17 protein-coding genes are annotated in these 21,835 nt (G+C 70.4%); 6 read left to right on the forward strand and 11 right to left on the reverse strand.

The features are described 5' to 3' along the window. Positions 1-5: 5 nt before the first annotated feature. From OG953_RS05785 to eccD, 9 genes are all read right to left on the reverse strand, one after another. Complete coding sequence (locus OG953_RS05785) at positions 6-317, reverse strand: hypothetical protein (RefSeq protein ID WP_405682877.1); 312 nt, start codon at positions 315-317, stop codon at positions 6-8. Then, entirely contained in the window at positions 310-768 is a 459-nt protein-coding gene (locus tag OG953_RS05790) for a YbaB/EbfC family nucleoid-associated protein (RefSeq protein ID WP_405682878.1), read from the reverse strand. Before OG953_RS05790 ends, OG953_RS05785 begins: the two co-directional genes overlap by 8 nt. Then, a complete protein-coding gene (locus OG953_RS05795; protein ID WP_405682879.1) occupies positions 768-1,349 on the reverse strand; it encodes a type VII secretion system-associated protein in 582 nt (193 codons plus the stop codon). Before OG953_RS05795 ends, OG953_RS05790 begins: the two co-directional genes overlap by 1 nt. A gap of 53 nt (positions 1,350-1,402) precedes the next feature. Further along, positions 1,403-3,568, reverse strand: coding sequence for a hypothetical protein (locus OG953_RS05800; protein ID WP_405682880.1), 2,166 nt, complete (start codon positions 3,566-3,568; stop codon positions 1,403-1,405). 4 nt (positions 3,569-3,572) lie between these two features. After that, positions 3,573-3,950, reverse strand: a complete 378-nt coding sequence (locus tag OG953_RS05805) for a hypothetical protein (protein WP_405682881.1) — start codon at positions 3,948-3,950, stop codon at positions 3,573-3,575. A gap of 36 nt (positions 3,951-3,986) precedes the next feature. Further along, positions 3,987-4,286: a hypothetical protein gene (locus tag OG953_RS05810; protein ID WP_405682882.1), complete on the reverse strand. Its 300-nt coding sequence runs from the start codon at positions 4,284-4,286 to the stop codon at positions 3,987-3,989. Between the two features lie 66 nt (positions 4,287-4,352). Then, the gene (locus tag OG953_RS05815; RefSeq protein ID WP_405682883.1) at positions 4,353-4,700 is read right to left on the reverse strand and encodes a hypothetical protein; all 348 of its coding nucleotides are present in this window, start codon (positions 4,698-4,700) and stop codon (positions 4,353-4,355) included. Positions 4,701-4,960: 260 nt separating this feature from the next. After that, entirely contained in the window at positions 4,961-6,406 is a 1,446-nt protein-coding gene (eccB, locus tag OG953_RS05820) for a type VII secretion protein EccB (protein WP_405682884.1), read from the reverse strand. A gap of 117 nt (positions 6,407-6,523) precedes the next feature. Continuing rightward, entirely contained in the window at positions 6,524-7,906 is a 1,383-nt protein-coding gene (gene eccD, locus OG953_RS05825) for a type VII secretion integral membrane protein EccD (RefSeq protein WP_398629467.1), read from the reverse strand. Positions 7,907-8,183: 277 nt separating this feature from the next. Between eccD and eccCa the strand changes: the two genes are divergently transcribed. Together eccCa and OG953_RS05835 are read left to right on the forward strand one after the other, a co-directional pair. Next, the gene (gene eccCa, locus OG953_RS05830; protein ID WP_405691659.1) at positions 8,184-12,110 is read left to right on the forward strand and encodes a type VII secretion protein EccCa; all 3,927 of its coding nucleotides are present in this window, start codon (positions 8,184-8,186) and stop codon (positions 12,108-12,110) included. Positions 12,111-12,273: 163 nt separating this feature from the next. After that, entirely contained in the window at positions 12,274-13,293 is a 1,020-nt protein-coding gene (locus OG953_RS05835; RefSeq protein WP_405682885.1) for an alpha/beta hydrolase, read from the forward strand. 90 nt (positions 13,294-13,383) lie between these two features. On the opposite strand, the gene OG953_RS05840 is transcribed toward OG953_RS05835, so the two are convergent. Beyond that, positions 13,384-14,670, reverse strand: a complete 1,287-nt coding sequence (locus OG953_RS05840; protein ID WP_405682886.1) for a S8 family serine peptidase — start codon at positions 14,668-14,670, stop codon at positions 13,384-13,386. A gap of 205 nt (positions 14,671-14,875) precedes the next feature. Between OG953_RS05840 and OG953_RS05845 the strand changes: the two genes are divergently transcribed. Then, positions 14,876-18,187 (forward strand): right-handed parallel beta-helix repeat-containing protein, encoded by a 3,312-nt coding sequence (locus OG953_RS05845; protein ID WP_405682887.1) that lies wholly within the window; start codon positions 14,876-14,878, stop codon positions 18,185-18,187. Positions 18,188-18,291: 104 nt separating this feature from the next. Then, entirely contained in the window at positions 18,292-18,507 is a 216-nt protein-coding gene (locus OG953_RS05850; protein ID WP_405682888.1) for a hypothetical protein, read from the forward strand. A 168-nt stretch (positions 18,508-18,675) separates the two neighbouring features. Here the strand turns inward: OG953_RS05850 and OG953_RS05855 are convergent, their stop codons facing one another. Continuing rightward, positions 18,676-19,350, reverse strand: a complete 675-nt coding sequence (locus OG953_RS05855) for a ScbR family autoregulator-binding transcription factor (RefSeq protein ID WP_405682889.1) — start codon at positions 19,348-19,350, stop codon at positions 18,676-18,678. A 548-nt stretch (positions 19,351-19,898) separates the two neighbouring features. On the opposite strand from OG953_RS05855, the gene OG953_RS05860 reads away from it, so the two are divergent. Continuing rightward, a complete protein-coding gene (locus OG953_RS05860; protein WP_405682890.1) occupies positions 19,899-20,597 on the forward strand; it encodes an HAD family hydrolase in 699 nt (232 codons plus the stop codon). A 672-nt stretch (positions 20,598-21,269) separates the two neighbouring features. Next, entirely contained in the window at positions 21,270-21,659 is a 390-nt protein-coding gene (locus OG953_RS05865; protein WP_405682891.1) for a pyridoxal-phosphate dependent enzyme, read from the forward strand. The last annotated feature ends 176 nt before the right edge of the window (positions 21,660-21,835 follow it).

Below are 21,835 nucleotides of genomic sequence, written 5' to 3' on the forward strand. Positions count from 1 at the left end.
CCGGCTCAGCCGGCGGCGATGTGGTTGGCGTCGTCCTCGGCGTCGTTCAGGATGACCGAGGCGTTGTTGCCGCTGATGCCGACCATTTCGAGCAGATCGGAGAGGCCTTCGAGGCCGTACGTGAGCCCCTTGCCCGTCGAGTCGACGAACTTGTGGTACTCCTTCGCGTACACATCGTCCTTGCCGCCCGCGGTCCTGTTCTCCAGGTTGATGTGGTCGTTGAGGACGCCCAGTTCACCGACGATCCTTGAGATGGTGCCGAACTGGGTGAACCGGCGCGGGAGATCCCCCGGAACGCTCAGGGTTCCATCAGCCATAGAACTCGTCCTCCTCGCCGCGGTTCCCGGACGGCTTGCGCCCGCCGCCCAGCACCGTCTCCGTCAGCCCCTCGGGCTGCATCGCGCGCAGCGGAGCGAGCAGATCGTCGAGCTCACCACCGCCGAAGAGTCCGCTCGCCAGCTCCTCCTGACTGCCCATCAACGGCCGTACCGAGCCGCTGACCTTGGAATTCATCTCCGTGCGTGCCGCGTTGACGGTGGTCTTCAGCACCTCGGCGAGCTGAGCCCCCGGCATCGTGCGGTAGCCCTCTGTGTGGAACTTGAACGAGAGGATCTCGCCGTGGGCGTTGACCGTTGCGGTCACCATCCGGTCCTTGGAGGTTGCCGAGGCGGACGCCCTGGCCAGTTCCTCCTGGACCTGCTGGATCTTCTTCGTCTGCTCGGCGAGGCCGGCCATGGCCTCCGCGAGCTGTTCCTGGAACGACACCATCAGTACTGCTCCTCCTTGCCTTCCGCCGCCGCTTCCAGCACGTCGACCGCGCGGGACAGGTCGTCCGCGGACAGCCGCAGAGCGACGGGGCCCGTCGGGTTGAGGTACAGGTCCTGGCCTTCGGGTACGAGTGCGAACGCCTCCGAGACGGGCAGCACCTGGTGGGCCAGCGCGCCCGCCCGCTCCAGATGGGCGGGCGCGGTGAACACCGGCACCACCGGGTCGCCGTCCGGGGTGCAGGCGCTGACCGCGCCACCGCCGGGAGCGGTCAGGACGGCCAGTTCGGCCGTGACCACGGCCAGGGCGACGCCCTCGACCGGGCCGTAGCCGGTGGCCGCGAGCTGCATGGCGGCATCCACGTCGTCGGTCGGTTCGGGCCAGCCCAGCATGCCGGGAGACGGCCGGTACTTGTCGTTCCGCTGCCATTCGACGATCTCGCCGTCGGCGTCGGAGCGCCACTGCCCGATCACCGCCCACAGCGGCGGCTCACCGTCCCCGCTCCACGCGGGGTCCACCGTGCCGAACCAGTGCTCGGGTGCGGTGCGCGCCGCGGCGCGGATGTCGTCGGGCACCGGCGGCATGACGGAATCCTCGTCCCCGGGAGGTGTCCCGGCCGCCTCTGCACCTGTGGAACTCATCGTCCGATCACGCCCGTTCCGGCGTCGGGCTCGGTGCCCCACACCTCTTCGTCCTCCGACAGCCATACGTTGCGCTGCCGGTCACCGCCGTTGGCCCCGCCGCCCGGGGCACCACCACCGCCACCCATGCCCATGGGCGGCATGAAGGGCATGCCGCTCCCCGTCCCGCCCCCCGCGCCGCCCCGTCCGAGGGCGCCGAGCGACTGGGTGGACACCTTGCCCTGCGTGGGCGGAACAGCCGGGGTCGCGGGCAGCCCCATGGCCGCGCGGGCCCGGTTGCTGAGCCCGGACACGACGGAAGACGGTTCCCGGATCGCGTTGCCGTTGCTGTCGACCATCCTGCGGAGGTTCTCGGAGGCCCCCTTCGAGCCACCGAAGAGCTCACCGCTCGACGTGGACGGACGGCGCTGACCGTTGAACAGCTCGTCGAGCGTCTTGGGGTTGCGGGTCTTCAGGTTGTTGCTGCTCTCGGTGATGTGCTTGCCCTGCGGGTCGCTGATGGTGCCGTCGGCGTTGATCCGGGAGCCGGGCGGAACGGTGAGCTTCCCGCCGTACGCGTTGGTCAGCGGCTTGCCGTCCGCGCCGATCAGATTTCCGTGGGCGTCCACCTTGGTGCCCTTGGGGACGATGACGTTGCCTTCGGCGTCGATTCCGAAGCCACGCGGCGGGTTCCCCCCCGAGGTGGAGCCGTTCGGAAGCGTCGGCGGCTTCGGGCCGGCGGGCGAGATGATCTTGCCGCCGGGGCCGATGGTGGAGCCGGGCGGCACGACCAGGGGCCTGCCGTCCGCACCGAGGACCGGCTTGCCCTTGGAGTCGGTGACGGCACCGGTCTTGGGATCGATGCGCGATCCGGCCGGAACTGTCAGGGACCCGCCGCCGCCCGTGCCGGAAGTGCTGCCGTTGGGGCCGGTGACCGGATTCGGGCCGAGGCCGAGGTTGTTGGTCTTCGGTAGATTGGTGCCGGAAGTGCTGCCGCTCGGCCCGGTGACCGGAGGCGGGGCACCGAGGTCGAGATCGCCGCCGCCCGCACCGCCGGAACCGCCTCCGGTGCCGCCCGCGCCGTCACCGCCCGCGCCGCCGCCGAACATCTCCTTGAACTTGTTGAGGAAGTCGTCGGCGCCGCCCGGGCCGCCGTCATCGCCGGTACCCGTGGCGCCGTAGAAGTCCTTCTGCTCCTCGGGCGTCAGCGAGATGGTGAATGTCGGCTTCACGACAGCATTCGCGTCGGAGAGCTTCGCGCTCGCCTTGTCGTAGGCCGTCGCCAGGTCGAGCATCGTCTGTGCGGACGCGTCGTCCAGTTCGGTCTTGACTCCGGCGAGCCAGCTCAGCTTGGCTTCGCCTTCCACACTCTCGAAATCCAGACCGTCGAACCTGTCCCGGTAATCCGTGGTGAAGGTCTTGGCTGCCAACGCCCGCAGGAATTCGGCGTAGAGGTGGGTGAAGGGCATGGAGATGGGACCTGCTTCGCGGGGCTTCTGCCCTGCGACCACCGGCACTGTCTCCCGCTTTTCGAACCAATCCCAGGCATTCTTCGCCAGAACATCTATGGTCGTCTTCAGCTTGGAACTCACGGCTTCCAGGTCGCTCTTGATGACGCCGCTCATGTAGTAGGACTGTGTCTCCAGGAGAGAACGCTTGACCGCGAGGAGCACGGCTTCGAAGAGAGCCGCGGACTTCCCTTCGAGTTCCTCCGAGCCGTTTCCCACACTCTCGGCCCACTTGTTGAACTCGACGGCCCACCCGCCGGTCCACAGATCCATGTTGTTGAACACCTCGGCCGCTTTTTTGGACATCAGCGGATTGGTGTCCTTGTTGGTACCCGCCCAGACGGAGCCGAAGATGGCCCCGGCGGCCCCCGTGAAATCACTCAACGGCCCCGGGTCGTTGCCGAATTCCTTCCAGTCATACCTGAATCCGAAAACGAGGTACGGCTTCTCCGACCTGGAGGCAAAATAGTATGCCTTGTACCCGTCGAACCCCCAGTCCTCGCCGCCGCTCCTCGTAGCGGTATCGGACCAGGCCCCGTTCACCGCCGAGGCGATCCACCGCTTGGACCCCGGCCCCGCCACAAGGTTCCGGTCCGGAAGCTTGGTGGTGCCGTCGTGAAACATGGCGAGGATGTCCTCCCACTTGGCCGGCATCCCGGGGGGCACCGCGACCATGGTTTCACTTTCCCTTCGGGGTCAGGATCTCGGAGAACTCGTCGGCGAGGGCACCACCGATGCTCGTCGAGTCGTCCTCGGCGTCCTGGTGCTTGGCCTCGACGTCCCGCAGGCTGGCCGAGAAGTTGTTCAGGAGCGTGATGGCCGTCTCGTACCGGGTTCGCATGCTCGCGCGGTACGCCTCCAGCTGACCTTCCAGCGCCTTCGCCTGTGTGCACTTCTCGGGGTTTCCGATGGCGAGCGGGATCTTCGATCCCAGGCTCACATAGTCCGGCTTGACCGTGAGGTCACGGCGGAACCTGGGGATCTCCTGATTCGCGTACCTGAGATAGACGCCGTCGGTCGACTGGTAGATGTCGCCCGGAGTCGCGTCGTCAGCCATGCTCACACCTCACAGAAGTCGATTCGGCCGGCCGGGTCAGCTGCCCTGGAGGTTGTTCAGGCCGCGGCCGCCGTCGAGGTCTCCGTCGATCTGCCGGGCGTGCATCCGCTGGAGAGTGGTGCGGGCGACCCCGTACTGCTCGTCGAGCTGCAGCTTGATCCGGCCCAGCTCCGCCTGGAATTCCTCCCAGGAGGTACGGGTCTGACCGCTCAGGGTGTCGCGCAGCGCGCCGAAGTTCTTCTCCATCCAGGCGAGCGCCTCCTTCATCTCCTGCTGGGCCGAGTCCATGTTCTTGACGGCGTCCAGGACCCCTTGGTGGCTGATCTTGACGGTCATGGCGGAACTCCTCGTAAGACGGTTAAGAGAGCGGGGAAGAAAAGGCGGGGAGAAAGGCGGAGAAGGTCACCCGGGGTTGATCGTGCCGGCGATACCGGCGGCGTAGCCCTGTGCCTCGTGCTCGGCGTCCGTGAGGAGCCGGTTGGCCATCGCGGTGCCTTCGCGGAAGAACTGGGTGCGCTCCATGACCCGGCCGTGCGCCCTGAGCCACTCGTCGATGCCCGCCGCGTGGGTCTCCGAGGAACCCGCCTGGTAGGCGGCCCGGACCTGGCCCTGGATGGTCCTGACCTTGCGGCCCGCCTCATCCATGTCGCGAAGATGCTGGTCCAGCGTCTTCAGCGTCTCGAGCATCGCTGTTTCATCGTTGGACAGGCCATCGGCCGAGTTGACGTTGAAGCCGGAGACATCAGACATGGGGGTCCTCCTGGACACTGCGGGAACACGGCGGCACCACGGGCGCACGACAGGCCGACCACACCGGAATCACGCCCTCCGGGAGTCGACGGATCATCAGGTTAATACGCCGTACGGGATCTTGGCACGAATGTACCCCGACAATCTGAGTGTTCATCTGCGATACGTGCGTGAGCTGCGGAAATGCCGGAGAAAGCGCATGCCCCCGGCCCTCCTATCCTCAAAGGAACCTCAATTCCCTTAAGGCGGAGGGGAATCGGCTATCGCGATGTCGTGTTCTCCGGGGCTTCCACGAGTCCCTGCGTCAGCAGGGCCGTGTCGTCCAGCGCGGGCCCCGACGCGAGCATCCCGAGGACTCCGGACGGGATGGGCACGGACTGATCGGCTCTGTACCCGAGCCGCTGGAGTCCCTTCTCGCCCCCGGGGACCGGGTACTTGGCACCCGACTCGGTGACCAGGTAGTAGGCCGTGCCGGTGCCCGCCGAGGAGAGTGCCGTGACGAGGGCGCCGCCTTCCGGACGTACGGCGAACAGGTCGGCGGTTCCGGAACCCGCGGTGATTCCGGGCTGGTTGGACACCGCCCGGCCGCCCACCGCGTCCGCGCGGGGCAGGACGACCGAGACCGTCGGCCTGCCGTCCGCGGTGCCGACGACGGCACAGACGCCCTCCCCCGCGCCGACCGGGCTGGGCCTGGGCAGACCGGTCGGGACCGTACCGCCCCCGGCTCCCACGAGTCGGGTCGCCTTTGGGTCCTGGTGGCGCGCCAGGTCGTCCGGACCGATCTTCTGGAGTACGACTGCTCCTCCGGCGTAGGCGGTCCGCTGGGTACGTGGATCGCCCTTCAGCAGTGCCTCCTCCAGCGCGGTGACCTTGGTCAGCCCGCGCTCCGTCAGCAGGTAGTGGCCGCCGGAGCCGTCGAAGAGCTGCCCGATCCGTGTCGGGCGGCCGGCCAGCGAGGGGCCCGCCTTGCCGCGTCCGGACACTTCCGGCACCGCCAGATCCGGGCCCGCCGGCAGGGCGTTGAGGAACGCGTCCGGGACCGGGTACGCCCCGTCGGGGTCGTAACCCAGCGCCTGGACCGCGTAGTTCGCGGTGTTCAGTCGCAGCCGGGTGCCGTGCCAGAGGAGGTACGTGGTGCCGCCCGGGACGGTACGGACCAGGGTGGCCCCGTCCGAGGTCACGGGCCTGCCCTCGGCGGTCAGGCCGACGGCCAGGGTGAGGAGCGGCTCCGAGGCGGCGTCGGGCCGGGTGGCGCACACCGACCAGGCCTCGCGGCTGAGCGCGCCCGCCTGCGGCAGCGGGTCCGGCGCGCCGACGATGCCCAGGGTCGCGCCGCGCGGGGCGTCCTCGATGGAGGCGGGCTTGACGCTCACCACCTTCATCCGGTCACCCGCCAGCAGTCTGGCCGAGGTCTCGTTGAGGACCGGGTGGAGGACTCCGTCGAGCGTGAGGTAGCGGGCGCCCGAACGTTCGTCGAGCACCAGCGTTCCGGTGGCCTTCCACGCGTTCGAGCCGCCGGGCACCACCAGCCCGTACACCGCGACGATGAGCGCGGCCAGGGCCGCGACCACGAGGCCGATGACGAAGCCCTTCGTGGTCCGCCGGTGTGCGGACTCGGGGGCGTCCGGGTCGTCCCGGAGCATTCCCAGTGACAGCCGGCTCATGACGAACATGTGCGCGTGGACCTGGTCCCGCCTGGACTGCATTCCTTGCCTTTCCGACCGGGCATCGGCCCGGCGCGCGAGGGCCCGGGGTACCGGGGCTTTCGGCCGCCGGACCCCGGGATCCGCCGGCTGTCCGACGGCGGACGCCGGACAGCGGGCTCAGCTGTTGAGGCCCCGCAGGTACTGGTAGAGACCGGCGACGAGCAGGGCCAGCGGGACGAGGACGATGGCGAAGAGCAGGTGCAGCAGGTCGACCGCGCGCCCCCAGTAGGGCACCAGGCGACGGCCGGGGAGCGTCCAGCCCGTGATGGCGAGCACGGCCGCGACGGCCAGCAGACCGGCGAGCAGCAGCGGCCGGGACCCGTCGTCGGTCCGCAGGACCAGCTGCACCGTCAGCAGTACGGAACCGTAGGCGGCCGGCAGGACGACGGCGAGCCGCTGCCAGGCGCCGCCGATCGCCCGTGCGTGCGTGAACATCAGCGCGCACAGGACCGCCGCCAGGGTGAGCGGCGCCCAGGACGTCTCGAACGCCAGCGCCGTGAGGCAGCCCGCGGCCACCAGCCCGGTGGCGCCGTAGAGGCCCGTGAGGTAGCTGTCGGCGACGGCGCCCCGGGCGGCGATCCGCTCGTCCGGGGTGGGCTCGATGCCCTCCTGGAGCTGGCCCGCGTTGGTGGGCAGCAGCGGCACCTTCAGTCCGGACAGGCGGAACGCCAGGGACGGCAGGAAGTGTCCCAGCAGGACGACCGCCAGGATCAGCGGGGCGGCCGTGCCGGTGGCCGGGACGCCGAAGAGCATCACGGCTCCCCCGACTGCTCCGAGGACCGCGGCCAGGGCGGCGGCCAGGAACAGCGGGGCGCACGCGCCCACGGCGGCCAGTGCGAGCACGGCGGCGCCGGCCGCCGCGGAGCAGCCCGCGAGCAGCCGGGCGCCCAGTTCCGCGTCGGACTCGGCCCCTTGGGGCACCAGGGCTCCGGCCAGGGCGAGGTAGGGGACGGCAGCCGCACCGAGCGCGGCGCCCGCGCCGACGTCGCCGACCGCCCGTGAGGCGGCCGCCGCACCGGCCAGCAGGAGGATCGCGGTCGCCGCCGCGCAGACCGTCCTGAGCCCCGTGGAACCGGGCAGCAGCAGGAGCAGCAGGCCGGTGGCGAGGGTGCTCAGGGCGAGCGCGGTCATGAGGTGGTGCGACCACACCGGCCGCCAGGAGTCGGGGCGTTCGCGCAGCCGGCTGGAGAGCCCGTCGACGAGGTCGTCGTAGTGGATCTCGGGGAGGGCGTCCCCGCGCAGGCGCAGATGTACCGTTTCGCCGTCGTGCAGGCCCAGGTCGCCGAGGGTGTTCTCGTCGTCGAGGGGTTCCTGGCCGAGGCGCTGGAGCACCCAGCCGCCCGCCTGCGCGCCACGTTCGTAGAGGTCGGTGCCCCCGTGGTCGACGATGGTCGGCATCAGATCGGCGAGCACGATGTCGGACGGTACGGCGAGTTCGACGGAGCGGTCGGGCGTCAGCACCGTGAGGCGGCACAGGGGTGCCGCGGATATGTCGGTCAAGCGCGTTTCATCGCCTTCCAGGACAGTGGTCGACGCGGTCAGATTGATCACATTAACTTGTGCGTGCAGTCTGTACGTTGTGGGGTGCCGCCAAGATCGGCGGCCCCGCCCCCGCCCATCCCCCGGCCTGCACTCCCGCACCGTCGGCCGTATCGTCGGCGTTTGACGTTCTGTCATCCCGAAGACGCGTCACGGCAACCGCCGGCACCCCTCAGGAAGGCGATTCCCTTTGAGCGTGGTCCTCTTCAAGAGGCCTCCCCGGCGTCTTGGCCCCGAGATGCCCCATGGCGAACTGAGCCTCCAGGAGCCGCCCACGGTGCCGGAGACGCAGAGCGCGATGGGCAACATGATCACGTACATGCCGATGGCGCTCAGCTCGCTCGGCATGGTGCTCATCTTCCTGCGTCCCGGCAGCGGCGGCGGCCCCATGATGTACGTCGCCATCGGCCTGATGGCGCTGTCGGCCGTCGGCATGCTGGTCTCACAGATCATCCGGGCTTCCGGGGACCGCAAGCGGGCGCTGCTCGGTGAGCGGCGCGACTACATGCGGTACCTGTCGATCAGCCGCAGGCGCATACGCAAGGTGATCACCCAGCAGCGGGAGGCGCAGGCGTGGTCGCACCCGGACCCGGCATCCCTGTGGAGCCTGGTGCCGACGGCCAGGCTGTGGGAGCGGCGGGCAGCGCACGCGGACTTCGCCGAGGTGCGGATCGCGGTGGGCGAACAGCAGTTGGCGACGAAGCTGACACCGCTGAGCACCAAGCCGGTCGAGGATCTGGAGCCGCTGTCCGCGCACGCCCTGCGGCGCTTCATCAAGGCGTACGGCACGGTGCCCGACCAGCCGGTCGCGGTCTATCTGCGTACCTACGCACGCGTCCTGCTCCAGTCCGAGGAGGAGGCCGCGCACGCGATGGTGCGGGCCCTGCTGGCCCAGCTGAGTGTGTTCCACGCGCCGCAGGACCTGCGGATCGTGGTGCTGGCGGACCATGACCGCCGGGACGCCTGGGAGTGGGTGAAGTGGCTGCCGCACGCCCAGCATCCGACGGACGTCGACGGCGGGGGCCCCGTGCGGCTGGTCACCGATTCCGTCCTGGGTCTCGAATCACTGCTCGGCGAGGAACTGACCGGCCGGCCCGCATTCGAGACGGACGCCGTCCCGAGCACCGAGGAGCCCTACTGCGTCGTGGTCCTGGACAGCGCCCGGACGCCCGCCGACTCCCGGCTGGCCACCGACGGTTACCGCAACACGGTGACGCTGGACGTGTCCGGCTCCCTGCCCTGGCGTCAGTCCCGCCACACCCTGCGGCTGCGGATCGCCGGGCAACAGCTCGAACTGGTCAGCACCGACCGGTCGGGGAAGGAGACCACGTCCGCGCTCGGCAGGCCCGATGTGCTGGGTCCCCGGCGGGCCAGGGCACTGGCCACGCAGCTGTCCCCCTATCGGATGGGCATCACCACGGACAACGGTGAGGCACTCACCTCGGACGTGCAGCTGACGACCCTGCTCGGCCTCCCCGACCTGCACACCGTCGATCTGGACGCCGTGCGCGACGACCGCAGCGAACGGGCCAGGCTGCGGGTGCCGCTGGGGCTCGCCGGTGACGGCACCCCGGTGGAACTGGACATCAAGGAGGCGGCGCAGGGCGGTATGGGCCCGCACGGCGTGCTGATCGGCGCGACGGGTTCCGGCAAGTCGGAGCTGCTGCGGACCCTGGTGCTGGCACTGGCGCTCACCCACTCCTCGGAGAAGCTGAACTTCGTCCTGGTCGACTTCAAGGGCGGCGCCACGTTCCTGGGCCTGGACGGTCTGCCGCACACCTCGGCCGTCATCACCAACCTCGCCGACGAGTCCTCCCTGGTGGACCGCATGCAGGATGCCCTGCACGGTGAGCTGATGCGCCGCCAGGAGCTGCTGCGCAGCGCCGGGAACTACACGTCGGCGTTCGAGTACGAGACGGCGCGGGCGGCGGGGACCGATCTGGAGCCGCTGCCGACGCTCTTCGTGGTGGTCGACGAGTTCAGCGAACTCCTCTCCGCACACCGTGACTTCATGGATCTGTTCGTGATGGTGGGACGGCTGGGCCGCAGTCTGGGTGTGCATCTGCTGCTCGCCTCGCAGCGGCTGGACGAGGGCCGGATGACCCAGCTGGAGTCGCATCTGTCGTACCGGATCGCGCTGCGGACGTTCTCCTCGATGGAGAGCCGTGGCGTCCTGGGTGTGCCGGACGCCTACCAGCTGCCCTCCGTACCCGGCAGCGCCATCCTGAAGAAGGACACCGGGACCCTGGTCCGGTTCAAGGCCGCGTACGTCTCCGGGCCCTATCAGGGCGCCCGCAGGGTCGGTGCATCGGCCGTCGCCGGTCAGGTGGTCCCGTACCGCACGGAGTGGACCGCGCCCCGGCTCCCCGCGCCCGACCCGGACCCGCAGCCGGTGGCGGAGGAGGAGAGCGAGGAGTCCCTGCTCGCGCTGGCCGTGTCCCGGATGCGGGAGGGCGGCAGGCCCGCGCACCGGGTCTGGCTGCCGCCGCTGGACAGCCCGCTGTCGCTGGACGTCCTGCTGATGGGGGTGGAGCCGCACGCCGAGCGGGGTCTCACCACCATCGATCCCGAGCTGCACGGCCGGCTGACGGTGCCGGTGGGCATCATCGACCGGCCCTTCGACCAGAGCCGCGAGCCCCTGGTGGCCGAGCTGTCCGGCGCGGGCGGGCACGTCGGTATCGCGGGCGGTCCGCAGAGCGGCAAGTCCACGCTCGTACGCGACCTGATCATGTCGCTCGCCCTCACCCACACTCCGCGCGAAGTCCAGTTCTACTGCCTGGACTTCGGCGGGGGTTCGCTCGGTTCGCTCCGTGACCTGCCCCATGTGGGCGGCGTGACGGGCCGGCTGGACCTGGAGCGGGTGCAGCGCACACTGGCCGAGGTGCACGGGCTGGTGGCCCGGCGCGAGAAGCAGTTCGCCGAGCTGGGCATCGACTCCATGGCGATGCTGCGCGCCCGCCGGGCCGCCGGTGAGATGCCCGACGAGCCGTACGGCGATGTGTTCCTCGTCGTCGACGGCTGGGGCACGATCCGTCAGGACTTCATGGACATCATGGACACCTTCACGGCGCTGGCGGCGCGGGGCCTCAACTACGGTGTGCACCTCATCGTGGCGGCGGGCCGCTGGTCGGAGATCCCCACCGCGCTGCGGGACCAGCTCGGCACCCGCTTCGAGCTGCGGCTCGGCGACAGCATGGACTCCATGATCAACATGCGGGCCGCCGCGACCATCCCCAAGTCACCCGGCCGCGGCATGACCGATTCCAAGCACCACTTCCTCACCGCTCTGCCCCGGCTGGACGGCGGCGACAGCTCCTCGGACCTCGGGGCGGGCGTCGCCGACGCCGTGGCCCAGGTGGCCGAGCACTGGCAGGGCCCGCCCGCACCCGCGGTCCGCACCTTGCCGTCGGTCCTGGAACCCTCCGAGCTGCCCGACGCCGAGGTCGGCGCGGACGGCGATCTGCGCCTGCCGCTGGGCCTGGAGGGCAACCAGCTCGACGTCATGTGGCACGACTTCGCACAGACCGCGCACCTGGTGGTGGTGGGCGACGCGGAGACCGGCAAGACCAACCTGCTGCGCTCGGTCTGCCGGGCGGTCACCGACCGCTACACCCCCGCCGAGGCGCGGGTGTTGCTGATCGACTACCGGCGCGGGCTGCTGGAGAGCGTCCCCGAGTCGCACCGGCTGGGCTACGCCGTCTCCGTCGACGTACTCAAGCAGGCGGTGGACGGCGTCGCACGGGCCATGAAGGAGCGCCTGCCCGGCGCGGACATCTCGCCCGCCCAGCTGAAGCGGCGGGACTGGTGGAGCGGCCCGCGGGTCTTCCTGGTCGTGGACGACTACGACATGGTGTCCGGCGGCAACATGAGCAACCACTTCGGGCCGCTGCTCGACTACCTCGCCCAGGGCGCGGAGCTCGGTCTGCACCTGATCGTGGCACGCAGCGCCAACGGCGCGGCTCGGGCGATGAACGACCCGCTGCTGCGCCGGCTGCTGGAGGTCAACACGCCTGCCGCGCTGCTCTCCTGCCCGCCCTCGGAGGGATACCTGTTCAACGACACCAAGCCGAGGCAGCTGCCGCCCGGCCGGGCACAGCTGATCACGCGCAGGGGTGTGGTGCAGGTGCAGACCCCGCTGCTGCCGGACCCGGAGGGCGAAGCCTAGGCATGTACGCGAAGTCCCGTCCCGCCCACTTCATCTACCGGGCGTACAACGGGACTTCGCGTGCACGGCCGGACTGCCCCCGGGTGCTGCCGGCGCGGTTGTGCTGGCAGGCTGTCCCGGTCGGGATGCCGCCAGGCATCCTCCGGTCCGGGGAGGTCCTGTCGTGGATACCGGTGGAAGGCCGTCGGAGCACCGCCCCGACTCGCCGGCGCGGCACGCGCCTGCGTTCGACCCGGAGTTGCGTGCCGCGCTGGCGGCCATGGGGGCGGAGGCACGTGAGCCGCTGACGCCGGAGGGTCTCGCGGCCAGGCAGGAGCGGGATGCCGCCGCCCGCCCCAGACCGGCCCTCGGCGAACTCCGGGCCGACGGCCGGTTCGAGGTGGAGGAGCTGCGGACGCCCGCGGACCGGGACGGGCGGGAGGTCAGGCTCGTCAGCGCACGGCCCGCCGGTGCCGCCGGGCCCCTGCCGCTGCTGTACTACATGCACGGCGGCGGCATGATCATGGGCAACGCCTGGTCCGTACTTCCGCGGCTGCTCCGGGAATGGGCTCTGCCGCTGGGGCTCGCCGTCATCTCCGTCGAGTACCGGCTGGCGCCATGGGCGCCGTACCTCGGTCCCGTGGAGGACTGCTACGCCGGACTCGTCCGGGCGGCCGACGACGCGGCCGCACTGAGCCTCGACGCGGACCGCGTCATTCTCGGGGGCAAGAGCGCGGGCGGCGGTCTCGCCGCGGCACTCGCCCTGCTGACCCGCGACCGCGGCGGACCGGTCCCGATCGGTCAGCTGCTCCTGAGCCCGATGCTCGACGACCGCGGCACCACGTTCTCCAGCTACCAGATGGCCGGCCTCGACACCTGGGACCGGACCTCCAACGCGACCGCGTGGCAGGCGGTGCTCGGCGACCGGTACGGCGCTGCCGGCCTGTCGCCCTACGCCGCACCCGCCCGCGCCACAGATCTGTCCGGGCTGCCCCCGGCCTACATCGAGGCCGGGTCGGCCGAGACCTTCAGGGACGAGGCCGTGGCCTACGCCGACGCGATCTGGCGGGCCGGTGGCGAGGCCGAACTGCATGTGTGGCCCGGCGCCTTCCACGGGTTCGACACCCTCGCGCCGCGGGCGGTCCTCAGCCAGGATGCCCACGATGCCCGTTCCCGGTGGCTGCGGCGGATCGTCGGACGTTGAGGCCGGCCGAGCGGGTCACCGGATGTCGAGACCGGCCGAAGGGATCGCCGGACGTTGACGCCGCTGCCGCCCAGCGGTGATGGCCGGGGCTCAGTCCGCTTCCGCGGCAGGACGACCTGCCGCCCGGCCGGCCCGCCATCCCCGGCGGCGGCCTCTGGGCAGTACGAACGCCAGGAAGGCGACCAGCAGCGTCACCCCTGTCGCCCCGCCGGCCACGGCCAGCGCCCGGTTGCGCGCCTCCGGCGGGTCGAGCGGCGGGACTGCCGGTGCGGAGGCGTTCTCCGTTACGGCCGGGGACTGTGTGTGTTCCTCGGGGAGTACGGCGGAGAGCGCCCGCACCGGATCGACGATCCCCAGCCCGATGCCGGGGTCCGGCGTGTCACCCACGGCCCCGTAGGCGGTGGACTCCAGCCGATGCGCGACCTGCTCGGCGGTCAGCCGGGGGTGGTAGGAGAGGACCAGGGCCGCCGTACCGGCCACGAAGGCGCCGGCCACCGCGTCGCCGTTGCCGGTGAACTGGCCGCGGCCGCCCGGCCCCGGCCCCGTCACCGAGACGCCGGGGGCGCTCAGCCTGGGCTGCGTACGCCGCCCCTTCTCCGTGCCCGGTGCTTCCGGTTCGCCGCCCGGCCCCACCGAGGAAACGGCGAGCACCCCGGGCAGCGCCGCCGGGTAGGCGGGCCCGTTCGCCGTCTGCGATGCCGCCGCGCCGCGCTCCCACTCCCGTGCCGAGGCGGGCGCCACCACCAGCGCACCGGCCTTCTGCGCGGCGAGGACGGCGTCCTTGAGCTGCTTCGGTGCGGAAGGGACGCTCAGCGCCACGTGGACGATCTGCGCCCCCGAGTCGGTGGCCGCCCTGATGCCCTTGGCCAGCGCCTCGGGTGTGGTCGCACCGTATTTGTCGGTGGCCCGCACCGCGATCACCTCGGCCTCCGGGGCGACGCCGGCCGCCTTGACACCCTGCTGCTGCCCGCCCGCCACGATCCCGGCGAGGAACGTGCCGTATCCGACGCAGTCGTCCCGCACGGTGCCGCCCGCCACCACATCCGGGCCGCCGGTGACCCGGCCGTCCAGCGCCGGAACCCGCCGCAGGTCCGCTCCGGTGCCGATGACGGCGACCTTGACCCCCGCGCCACGGCTGAGCTCCCAGGCCCTGTCGATCCCCAGGAAGCTCTGCGCCCAGGGGACTTGGGCAGATTTCTTGGCGGATCCCGGAGTGCACGGGCGGCCGTCGGCGACAGTGGCGGGCATTCCCGGCAGCGAGGGGCTGTCCGCGTCCCCCGCCGCACCGGCCGGAGCCGCGGTGCCGGGTATCAGGAGCAGGGCGGCCAGTGCTGCCGGCCCGAGTGCGTGGGACACCGAGGACCTCGAAGATCGCATGCGCCGATGGTAACGACGCTCCCCGCACCACCGGTACCTGCCCCGGAACACGCCCCGGACCCGTGCCCCGGCGGCCCCGGAACGCCGACCACCATGGCGGGCGACCTGCGGCAACAGGCATGATGGGCACAGCAGTTTCCCACGCCCTACATGCCGCGCGTCTCCGCCCCGTACCTACGGCGCAGGGGTCCGGGAGGTCAGATAAGTGTCACGCCAGATACTCACCGTCGCCGCCGACGGGACGGGCGACCACCGCACCGTCGGGGAGGCCGTCGCACGGGCCCGTGCCGGAGCGGTCGTCAGGATCGCTCCGGGGCGGTACGAGGAGAGCCTGACGGTCTCGGCCGCGATCACCCTGACCGCCGCCGAGGGCGAGGGGACGGTGGAGCTGGCGCCCCGGCGCGGTACGGCGCTGACACTCACCGGGGACGCGGTGATGGTCAGGGATCTCGTGCTGCGCGGGCACGACGACGAACTGCCCGTGGTCGACGCGCCGCGCGGGCAGCTCGCGATGGACCGGTGCGACATCCACGGTTCGGCCTGGTCGGCGCTCTTCGCGCGGGACGGCGGGTCGCTGGCGCTGCGTCAGTGCCGGATCAGCAACCCGGTGGGCGCCGGTGTGGTGTCCACCTCCTCGGCCGAGAGCTTCCTCGAGAACTGCGTCGTCGAACACCTCGGTACGTCCGCCGTGGTGGCCGGTGAGCAGGGCAGGATCACCGCGCGCTTCAGCCGGCTCAGGGACACCAAGGGCAACGGTGTCCTCACCAACGGGCAGGCGCACGTCCTCCTGGAGGAATGCGCGATATCGGCGACCGGCAAGCCGGGCGTCGCCGTCGAGGAGGAGAGTTCGGTCAGGATGGTGCGCGGCACGGTCCTCAAGGCCGTCGTCGGCGTGTTCGTGAACAGCGCCGGGCCGGTCGTCCTGGAGGACGTCGCCGTCAGCGACGTCACCGGGCACGGATTCGTCCTGGGCGGCGGCAGTTCACCGACGCTGGCCCGGTGCAGTACCGAACGGACCGGCGGGCACGGCCTTTTGGTGACCGAGCGCAGCCGTGGCACGTTCGAGGAGTGCGTGTTCGCCACCGCCGAGGAACCCGGCGTACGCGTCACCGGCTTCTCCTCACCGGTGCTGACGGACACCGTCGTCCATGACGCCAAGGGCACCGGCGTGCTGCTCGACGAGGACTCGGCCGCCGAGTTCAACCGCCTTGAGGTACGGGACAGCGGCGGGTCCGGAATCGTGATCCGCGGCGGCGCCAACCCGCTGCTGCTGCGGGCCACGGTCACCGGCGCCGGCACGCACGGCGTGGAGGTCGTCAAGGACGGCAGGGGGCGGCTGGAGGAGTGCGTCGTCGAGCGGTCGGGCGACTCGGCGGTCCATGTCTCGGGCCACGGCAATCTGTTCGTAGGCAAGGGCCGGCTGCGTACCTCCGCCGGGGCCGGAATCCACATCGGGGCGCTCGGTACGCTCACGCTGCGGGACACCGGGGTCGAGGAGTCCGGCGGCGCGGGCGTCCACATCGCACCCGAGGGCGAACTGGCGGCCGTACGTGCCGTGGTGACGGGGTCCGTCGAGTACGGCGTACTGGTGTCCGCGGGCGCGCGGGCCTCCCTCAACGGCTGCGAGGTGACCGGTTCGGGCGCCGACGGCATACGGGTGGAGGGCACCGACGCCGTGTCGCTGACCGGCTGCACCGTCCGCGCCAACCGGGGCAGCGGAGTGCGCCAGACGGTGCGCGGCGACCGGCTCGCCGTCGAGGGGCTGGCCAGTGCGGAGAACGGTGCCCCGGACGCCTGGGGCACCGCGGAGGACGCGGAGGCGGCGGGCGACGGGCGGCTGCCCGGCGGAGCGGCCCCGGCGGCGGCCGAAACCCGGTCCGGTACGGGCCCGGTGGCCGAGCTGGAGTCGCTGATCGGCCTCGACGAGGTCAAACAGCAGGTGCTGACGCTGATCAACCTCAACCGGATGGCGCAGCGCAGGGCGAGCATCGGCATGCCCGCTCCGCCGATGAGCCGCCACCTGGTCTTCGCGGGCCCGCCCGGCACCGGCAAGACCACCGTCGCCCGGCTGTACGGCTCCATCCTCGCCTCGCTCGACGTGCTGCGCTCCGGGCACCTGGTGGAGGTGTCGCGTGCGGACCTGGTGGCGCAGATCATCGGCGGGACGGCCATCAAGACCACCGAGGCCTTCAACAAGGCGCTGGGCGGGGTGCTGTTCGTCGACGAGGCGTACACCCTGCTCTCCGACGGCGGCGGCAGTGGCGCCGACTTCGGGCGCGAGGCGATCGACACCCTGGTGAAGCTGATGGAGGACCACCGCGAGGACGTGGTGGTGGTGGCGGCCGGCTATCCGAAGGAGATGACGGACTTCCTGGCGTCCAACCCGGGTCTCGCCTCGCGTTTCAGCCGCAGCGTCGAGTTCAGCGACTACACCTCGGACGAGCTGGTCACGATCGTGGAGCGGATGTGCACCGGCCACCACTACGAGCTGGATCCGGCGGCGCGGACCGCACTGCTCACCCGCTTCGAGCGGATTCCCCGTGACGCGGGCTTCGGCAACGGCCGTACCGCCCGCAAGGTCTTCGAGGAGATGGTGGACCGGCAGGCATCCCGGCTGGCCACCCTGCCGGAGGCGGGCGAGCGGGAGCTGACCGTGCTGACCGCGGAGGACGTGGGCGTCCCGGCGGGCGGCGCGCCGGAGGACGGGCAGGACGAGGATCCGCTGCTGCGGCTGGACGCCCTGGTGGGCCTCGCGGCCGTCAAGCGCGAGGTGGGCGACCTGGTCAATCTGCTCGCCACCGCGCGCCGGAGGAAGGAGGCCGGCCTGCCCGCGCCCCGGATCAGCAACCATCTGGTCTTCGCCGGCCCGCCCGGCACCGGCAAGACAACCGTGGCGCGGCTCTACGGCGAACTGCTGGCCTCCCTGGGCGTGCTGCCGCGCGGCCAGCTCGTCGAGGTCTCACGTGCGGACCTGGTGGGCCGCTATGTCGGACACACCGCGCAGCTGACCCGGGAGGTGTTCGAACGGGCTTTGGGAGGCGTCCTGTTCATCGACGAGGCGTACACCCTGACGCCCCGCTCGGGCGCCGGATCCTCAGACTTCGGCCAGGAGGCCGTGGAGACACTGCTGAAGCTGATGGAGGACCACCGCGACGAGGTGGTGGTGATCGCGGCGGGGTACACCGCGGAGATGAACCGGTTCCTGAGCTCCAATCCGGGCCTCGACTCACGCTTCCCGCGGCGTATCGAGTTCCCCGACTACTCCTCGGACGAACTGGTCACGATCGTCCGCATGCACGCGGCCGACAACGGCTACGAGTGCGCGCCCGGCACGGCCAACGCGCTGCGGACCCACTTCGACGGCATCCCCAGGGGGGCGACGTTCGGCAACGCTCGGCTGGCCCGGCAGACGCTGGAGCAGATGATGACCCATCAGGCGGGACGGCTGAGCACCGTCCCGGTACCGAGCCTGGACGACCTGCGGCTGCTCCTCCCCGAGGACCTCTCCCCGCGCTGAGATCAAACGAGGCCCGGGGCCGCGGCGGATATGCGAAGCACTCCAGGATCACCGGCTGCCGCTGGCCAGAGGGAGCATCATGGTCCGCTTCCGTTGCCTCGCCGGTGCATGCCACCAGAGCAGACGGCTGTGCCGCATCCCTCCTGGACGTCATCCACCAGCACCACGCCGACATCCTCCGCCTTCTCGCCCACCGGAACCACCCACCGTCGAACCGCGGGACGGGCGCGGTGGAATCGGCGGACGTCGAGGAGGCCCGGGACATCTTGACCCAGATCGAGGACCTGCAACACCAAGTCGTCGCCCGGACCCAGAAGTAGAGAACCAAAGCCTGGACACATAACCCGGCTCACCCCGGTCCATGGGGCTCGGGCCTGCAAGTTCGCCCCCGCCATTCTTTGCACGAACATGGGCGGAGTCGAAGCGAAGCACGGAGTCAGGCCCGCCAGGCAGCTGAGCGGGCAGTTCGACCACCTGGCGCCGGACTGTCACTCGGCCCAGGCGGGCGGGCCGTTCACGGGGAACCGTGCTCGCGCTCGTGCGATCAGGGCGGCGGGGTCGGGGCGCGCCTGCAGCGCGTTCAGGACCAGGAGCCACCACTGGTCCAGCCGGGACCCGAGTTCCTGCACCCTCGCCACCTCGTCGGTGAGGCTGTACAGACCGAAGAGCGCGCACACGAGTGTCGTAGCGGTGCCCGACGGCTCGATGCCCTCGGCGAGTTCGCCCCTGGACCGGGCCTCGGCCAGAAGCCTCGTGACGGCTGCGGTCCAGACGGCAAACGGTGCGGGCACGGGCGCCTCGATGCCCCGGCGTTCGGCCCACAGGCGGGCGCCGGCGCGGGCTACGACGTCCTCGCGCAGGACTCTGGCGATTTCAAAGCTCAGAGCGACGAGCTTCTCAAGCGGCGGGACGCCCGGAGCCGTGTAGTGCTGGGCCAATTGCGGCCATGCGGCGAACTGTTCACTGACGACGGCCAGGGCGAGCTTTTCCTTGCTGGAGTAGTGAAAGTAGATGGCTCCACTGGTCTTCCCCGAGCGGCCACTTATGTCGTTGATGCTGGTGCCTGCGTATCCCTGTTCGACAAAAAGCTGCGCTGCGGCTTCCAGTAGGGATCTCCGGGTCGCTCTCGCCCTGTCTTGCACGTATGTTCCACCTTCGTTCATTCATGCAATGAGTTTGATGCAGGGGGTAGTGCGCCCGCGCGTTGGCGGCCCTGCGCCGCTGACCGCGGAGCTTTTATTATTCTTCGACCGTGCGTACATGTGGGTGACATCGGCGAAATCTTCGACCTCATCCCGATGGCTCCGCGAACGGGACTGCCCTCATACAGCCACTACGGCACGGTTTGCATTAACTGACCTACTCCGCAACGCAGTTGACGGTATCGCGGCACTCCGTAGCCCCCCTCCGGCCGTCCCGTCCCTCGCGCCTAACCTGCGACTGGCCTGCCGTCAAACACTCGAAGGAGTGATTGCGTCCCTCTTCGGACAAAATTAACGTAGTAGCCACGATGTTTTCGGGCTCGACCCATGAGACGGACGATGTCCGGAGCGGTGGGCCCCACGCAGGCGGATCGACCACCTTCGCGCGCGGTCAAGAAAGACTGTCGGCATCCCAGGCTGAACAGTCGAGCGCACCCCTCCCGCAGTCCGACATCTCACGAACCCGGCGACAGAACGGAGTCGGCAAACTCTCCGAGAACGGCAGAGAAATGACAGCTCATCGCATTCTTGGCTGGTCCCCGGCCGCTATCGTCTTCGATTGCGACGGAACCCTGATGGACACCGAACGCCACTGGCAGGACGCACGCAACAGAGTCTTCAGAGAGTTCGGTCTCAAGCCCCCGGCCGGATTCGCCGAGCGAGCCAAGGGGGTGCACTACACCGAGTGCGGGAGCCTCATGGCCGAGGCGACCGGAAAGCCTGACCTCACCGGCGATATGACCCATTCGCTTCTCCAGCACTTCACGGCGTTGGTCGCCGCAGACCCCGTCACCATGCCGGGCGCGGCAGCGCTGGTCCGTCTGACCGCCCGCCATCTGCCACTCGCGGTTGCCAGCAACTGCCCCCTGGACATGGTGGAGTCCAGCCTGGACCGGGCCGGATTGCTGCGCCACTTCGGCCATATCGTCGTCGCGGGCGACACACTGCGACCCAAGCCCCATCCGGACGTCTATGCCGCTGCGGCAGAACTCTGCGGCGTGCGGCCGCAGGACGCACTGGCGGTGGAGGACTCCGTCACCGGTATCGACTCGGCGCGAAGCGCAGGCCTGCGCGTGCTGGGGGTCGGCCCCCGCCCTGCCGGACGGGGTGCGGACCGGGTCGATTTATGGGTCAGCACCCTGGGTGACCCGGAGCTGGTGGCCTGGGCCAACACCCGGATCGCCATGGCAGAGCCACCCCGCGAATGAGGTGCCGGGCACCTCGTCGAGATCTGCGTACACGCTCTCCACCTACCGGCATCAGTCCGCACGTGCGTGAATGCGCCGGTGTGATGGTCGGCCTGGCGCTCACGCCGGCACCCCGACAGCCCCGCGCCGTCGGCGCACCGACGATCCGTACGTACGTGTACGGCTGCTGAGGTTCCGTCACACCGATGACCTCACCGCCGCAATGCACGCCGGACGGGCGAATGTCGCCCCGCCCGAAAGGAGGGAGTTGTCCCGAGGCGGCATGCGGACCCTTTTGTCCGGCCCGCAGGTCCAAGCAGTCCGCACGGCAGTGTTTTCGGGTTGGGTGAGTGGATCGAAGCCATCCTTCTCGCTCGACCCGAAAGTGCATGAGCCGTAGCCACCGTCCCCGATGTCGAACGCTTCCGGTGTCGGCGCGGTTGCCGCCGTGGCAGCGTGATCCGAAGACACACACGACGGCAGCTCAGGTGAAGAGTGGTGGCGATGACCACGGCCAGCCGTACCTCGCAGCGAGCAGTACTCGGAACCGCCGACCCCTCTCGAGCCCATGCCACGGCTGGCCCGGGCCGTTGGTCTCGGCGCGGGCGACCTGTGGGTCAAACGTGACGACCTCACCGGCCTCGGCGGCGGGACCTGGCGACCGTCGTCGTCGCGGTTGGCTCCGGTGGAACCATGGGCGGCCTCCTCGATCCGCTCGGTTCCGCGCGCGTGCTCGGCGTCCATTGCGGTGCCGTCACCGATCCCGCCCGGACCGTTTCCGAGCTGGCCTCCGGCCCGTCCGGTACACACTGCAAGCCGGAGACGTTGAGGCTGCGGCTCGATCAGGTCGGCGACGGATACGGCACACCGACCGCAGCGGCCTCGGCCGCCCTCACCCTGACCGCCCGCACCGAAGGCATCGTGCTCGACCCGATCTACACCGGACGCGCAATGGCCGGCCTGATCGCGGCGGTCGAGGACGGCGACGTGGTACCCGGGCAGCGCACGGTCTTCCTGCATTCGGGGGTATGTCCGGTCTCTTCGGTCACGCGGCAACGCTCGCGAAACTGGAGGAGGCGCTGACGCTCTCAGCTCAGTAGGCGGCGGGTCACCAACGCGCTCACCTCAGTGGGCGCCGGCCCCGAGCAGTTCATTTGCTGGATCGGACAGTTGGCGAGCGGTGACCTCGGTACGTCGTTCGTGAGCTCGCTGCCGGTCGGTCCCGAGATCGCCTCTCGGCTGAACGTCACCATCCCGCT

The organism is Streptomyces sp. NBC_00057, from assembly GCF_045041165.1.
Classification (GTDB): Bacteria; Actinomycetota; Actinomycetes; order Streptomycetales; family Streptomycetaceae; genus Streptomyces.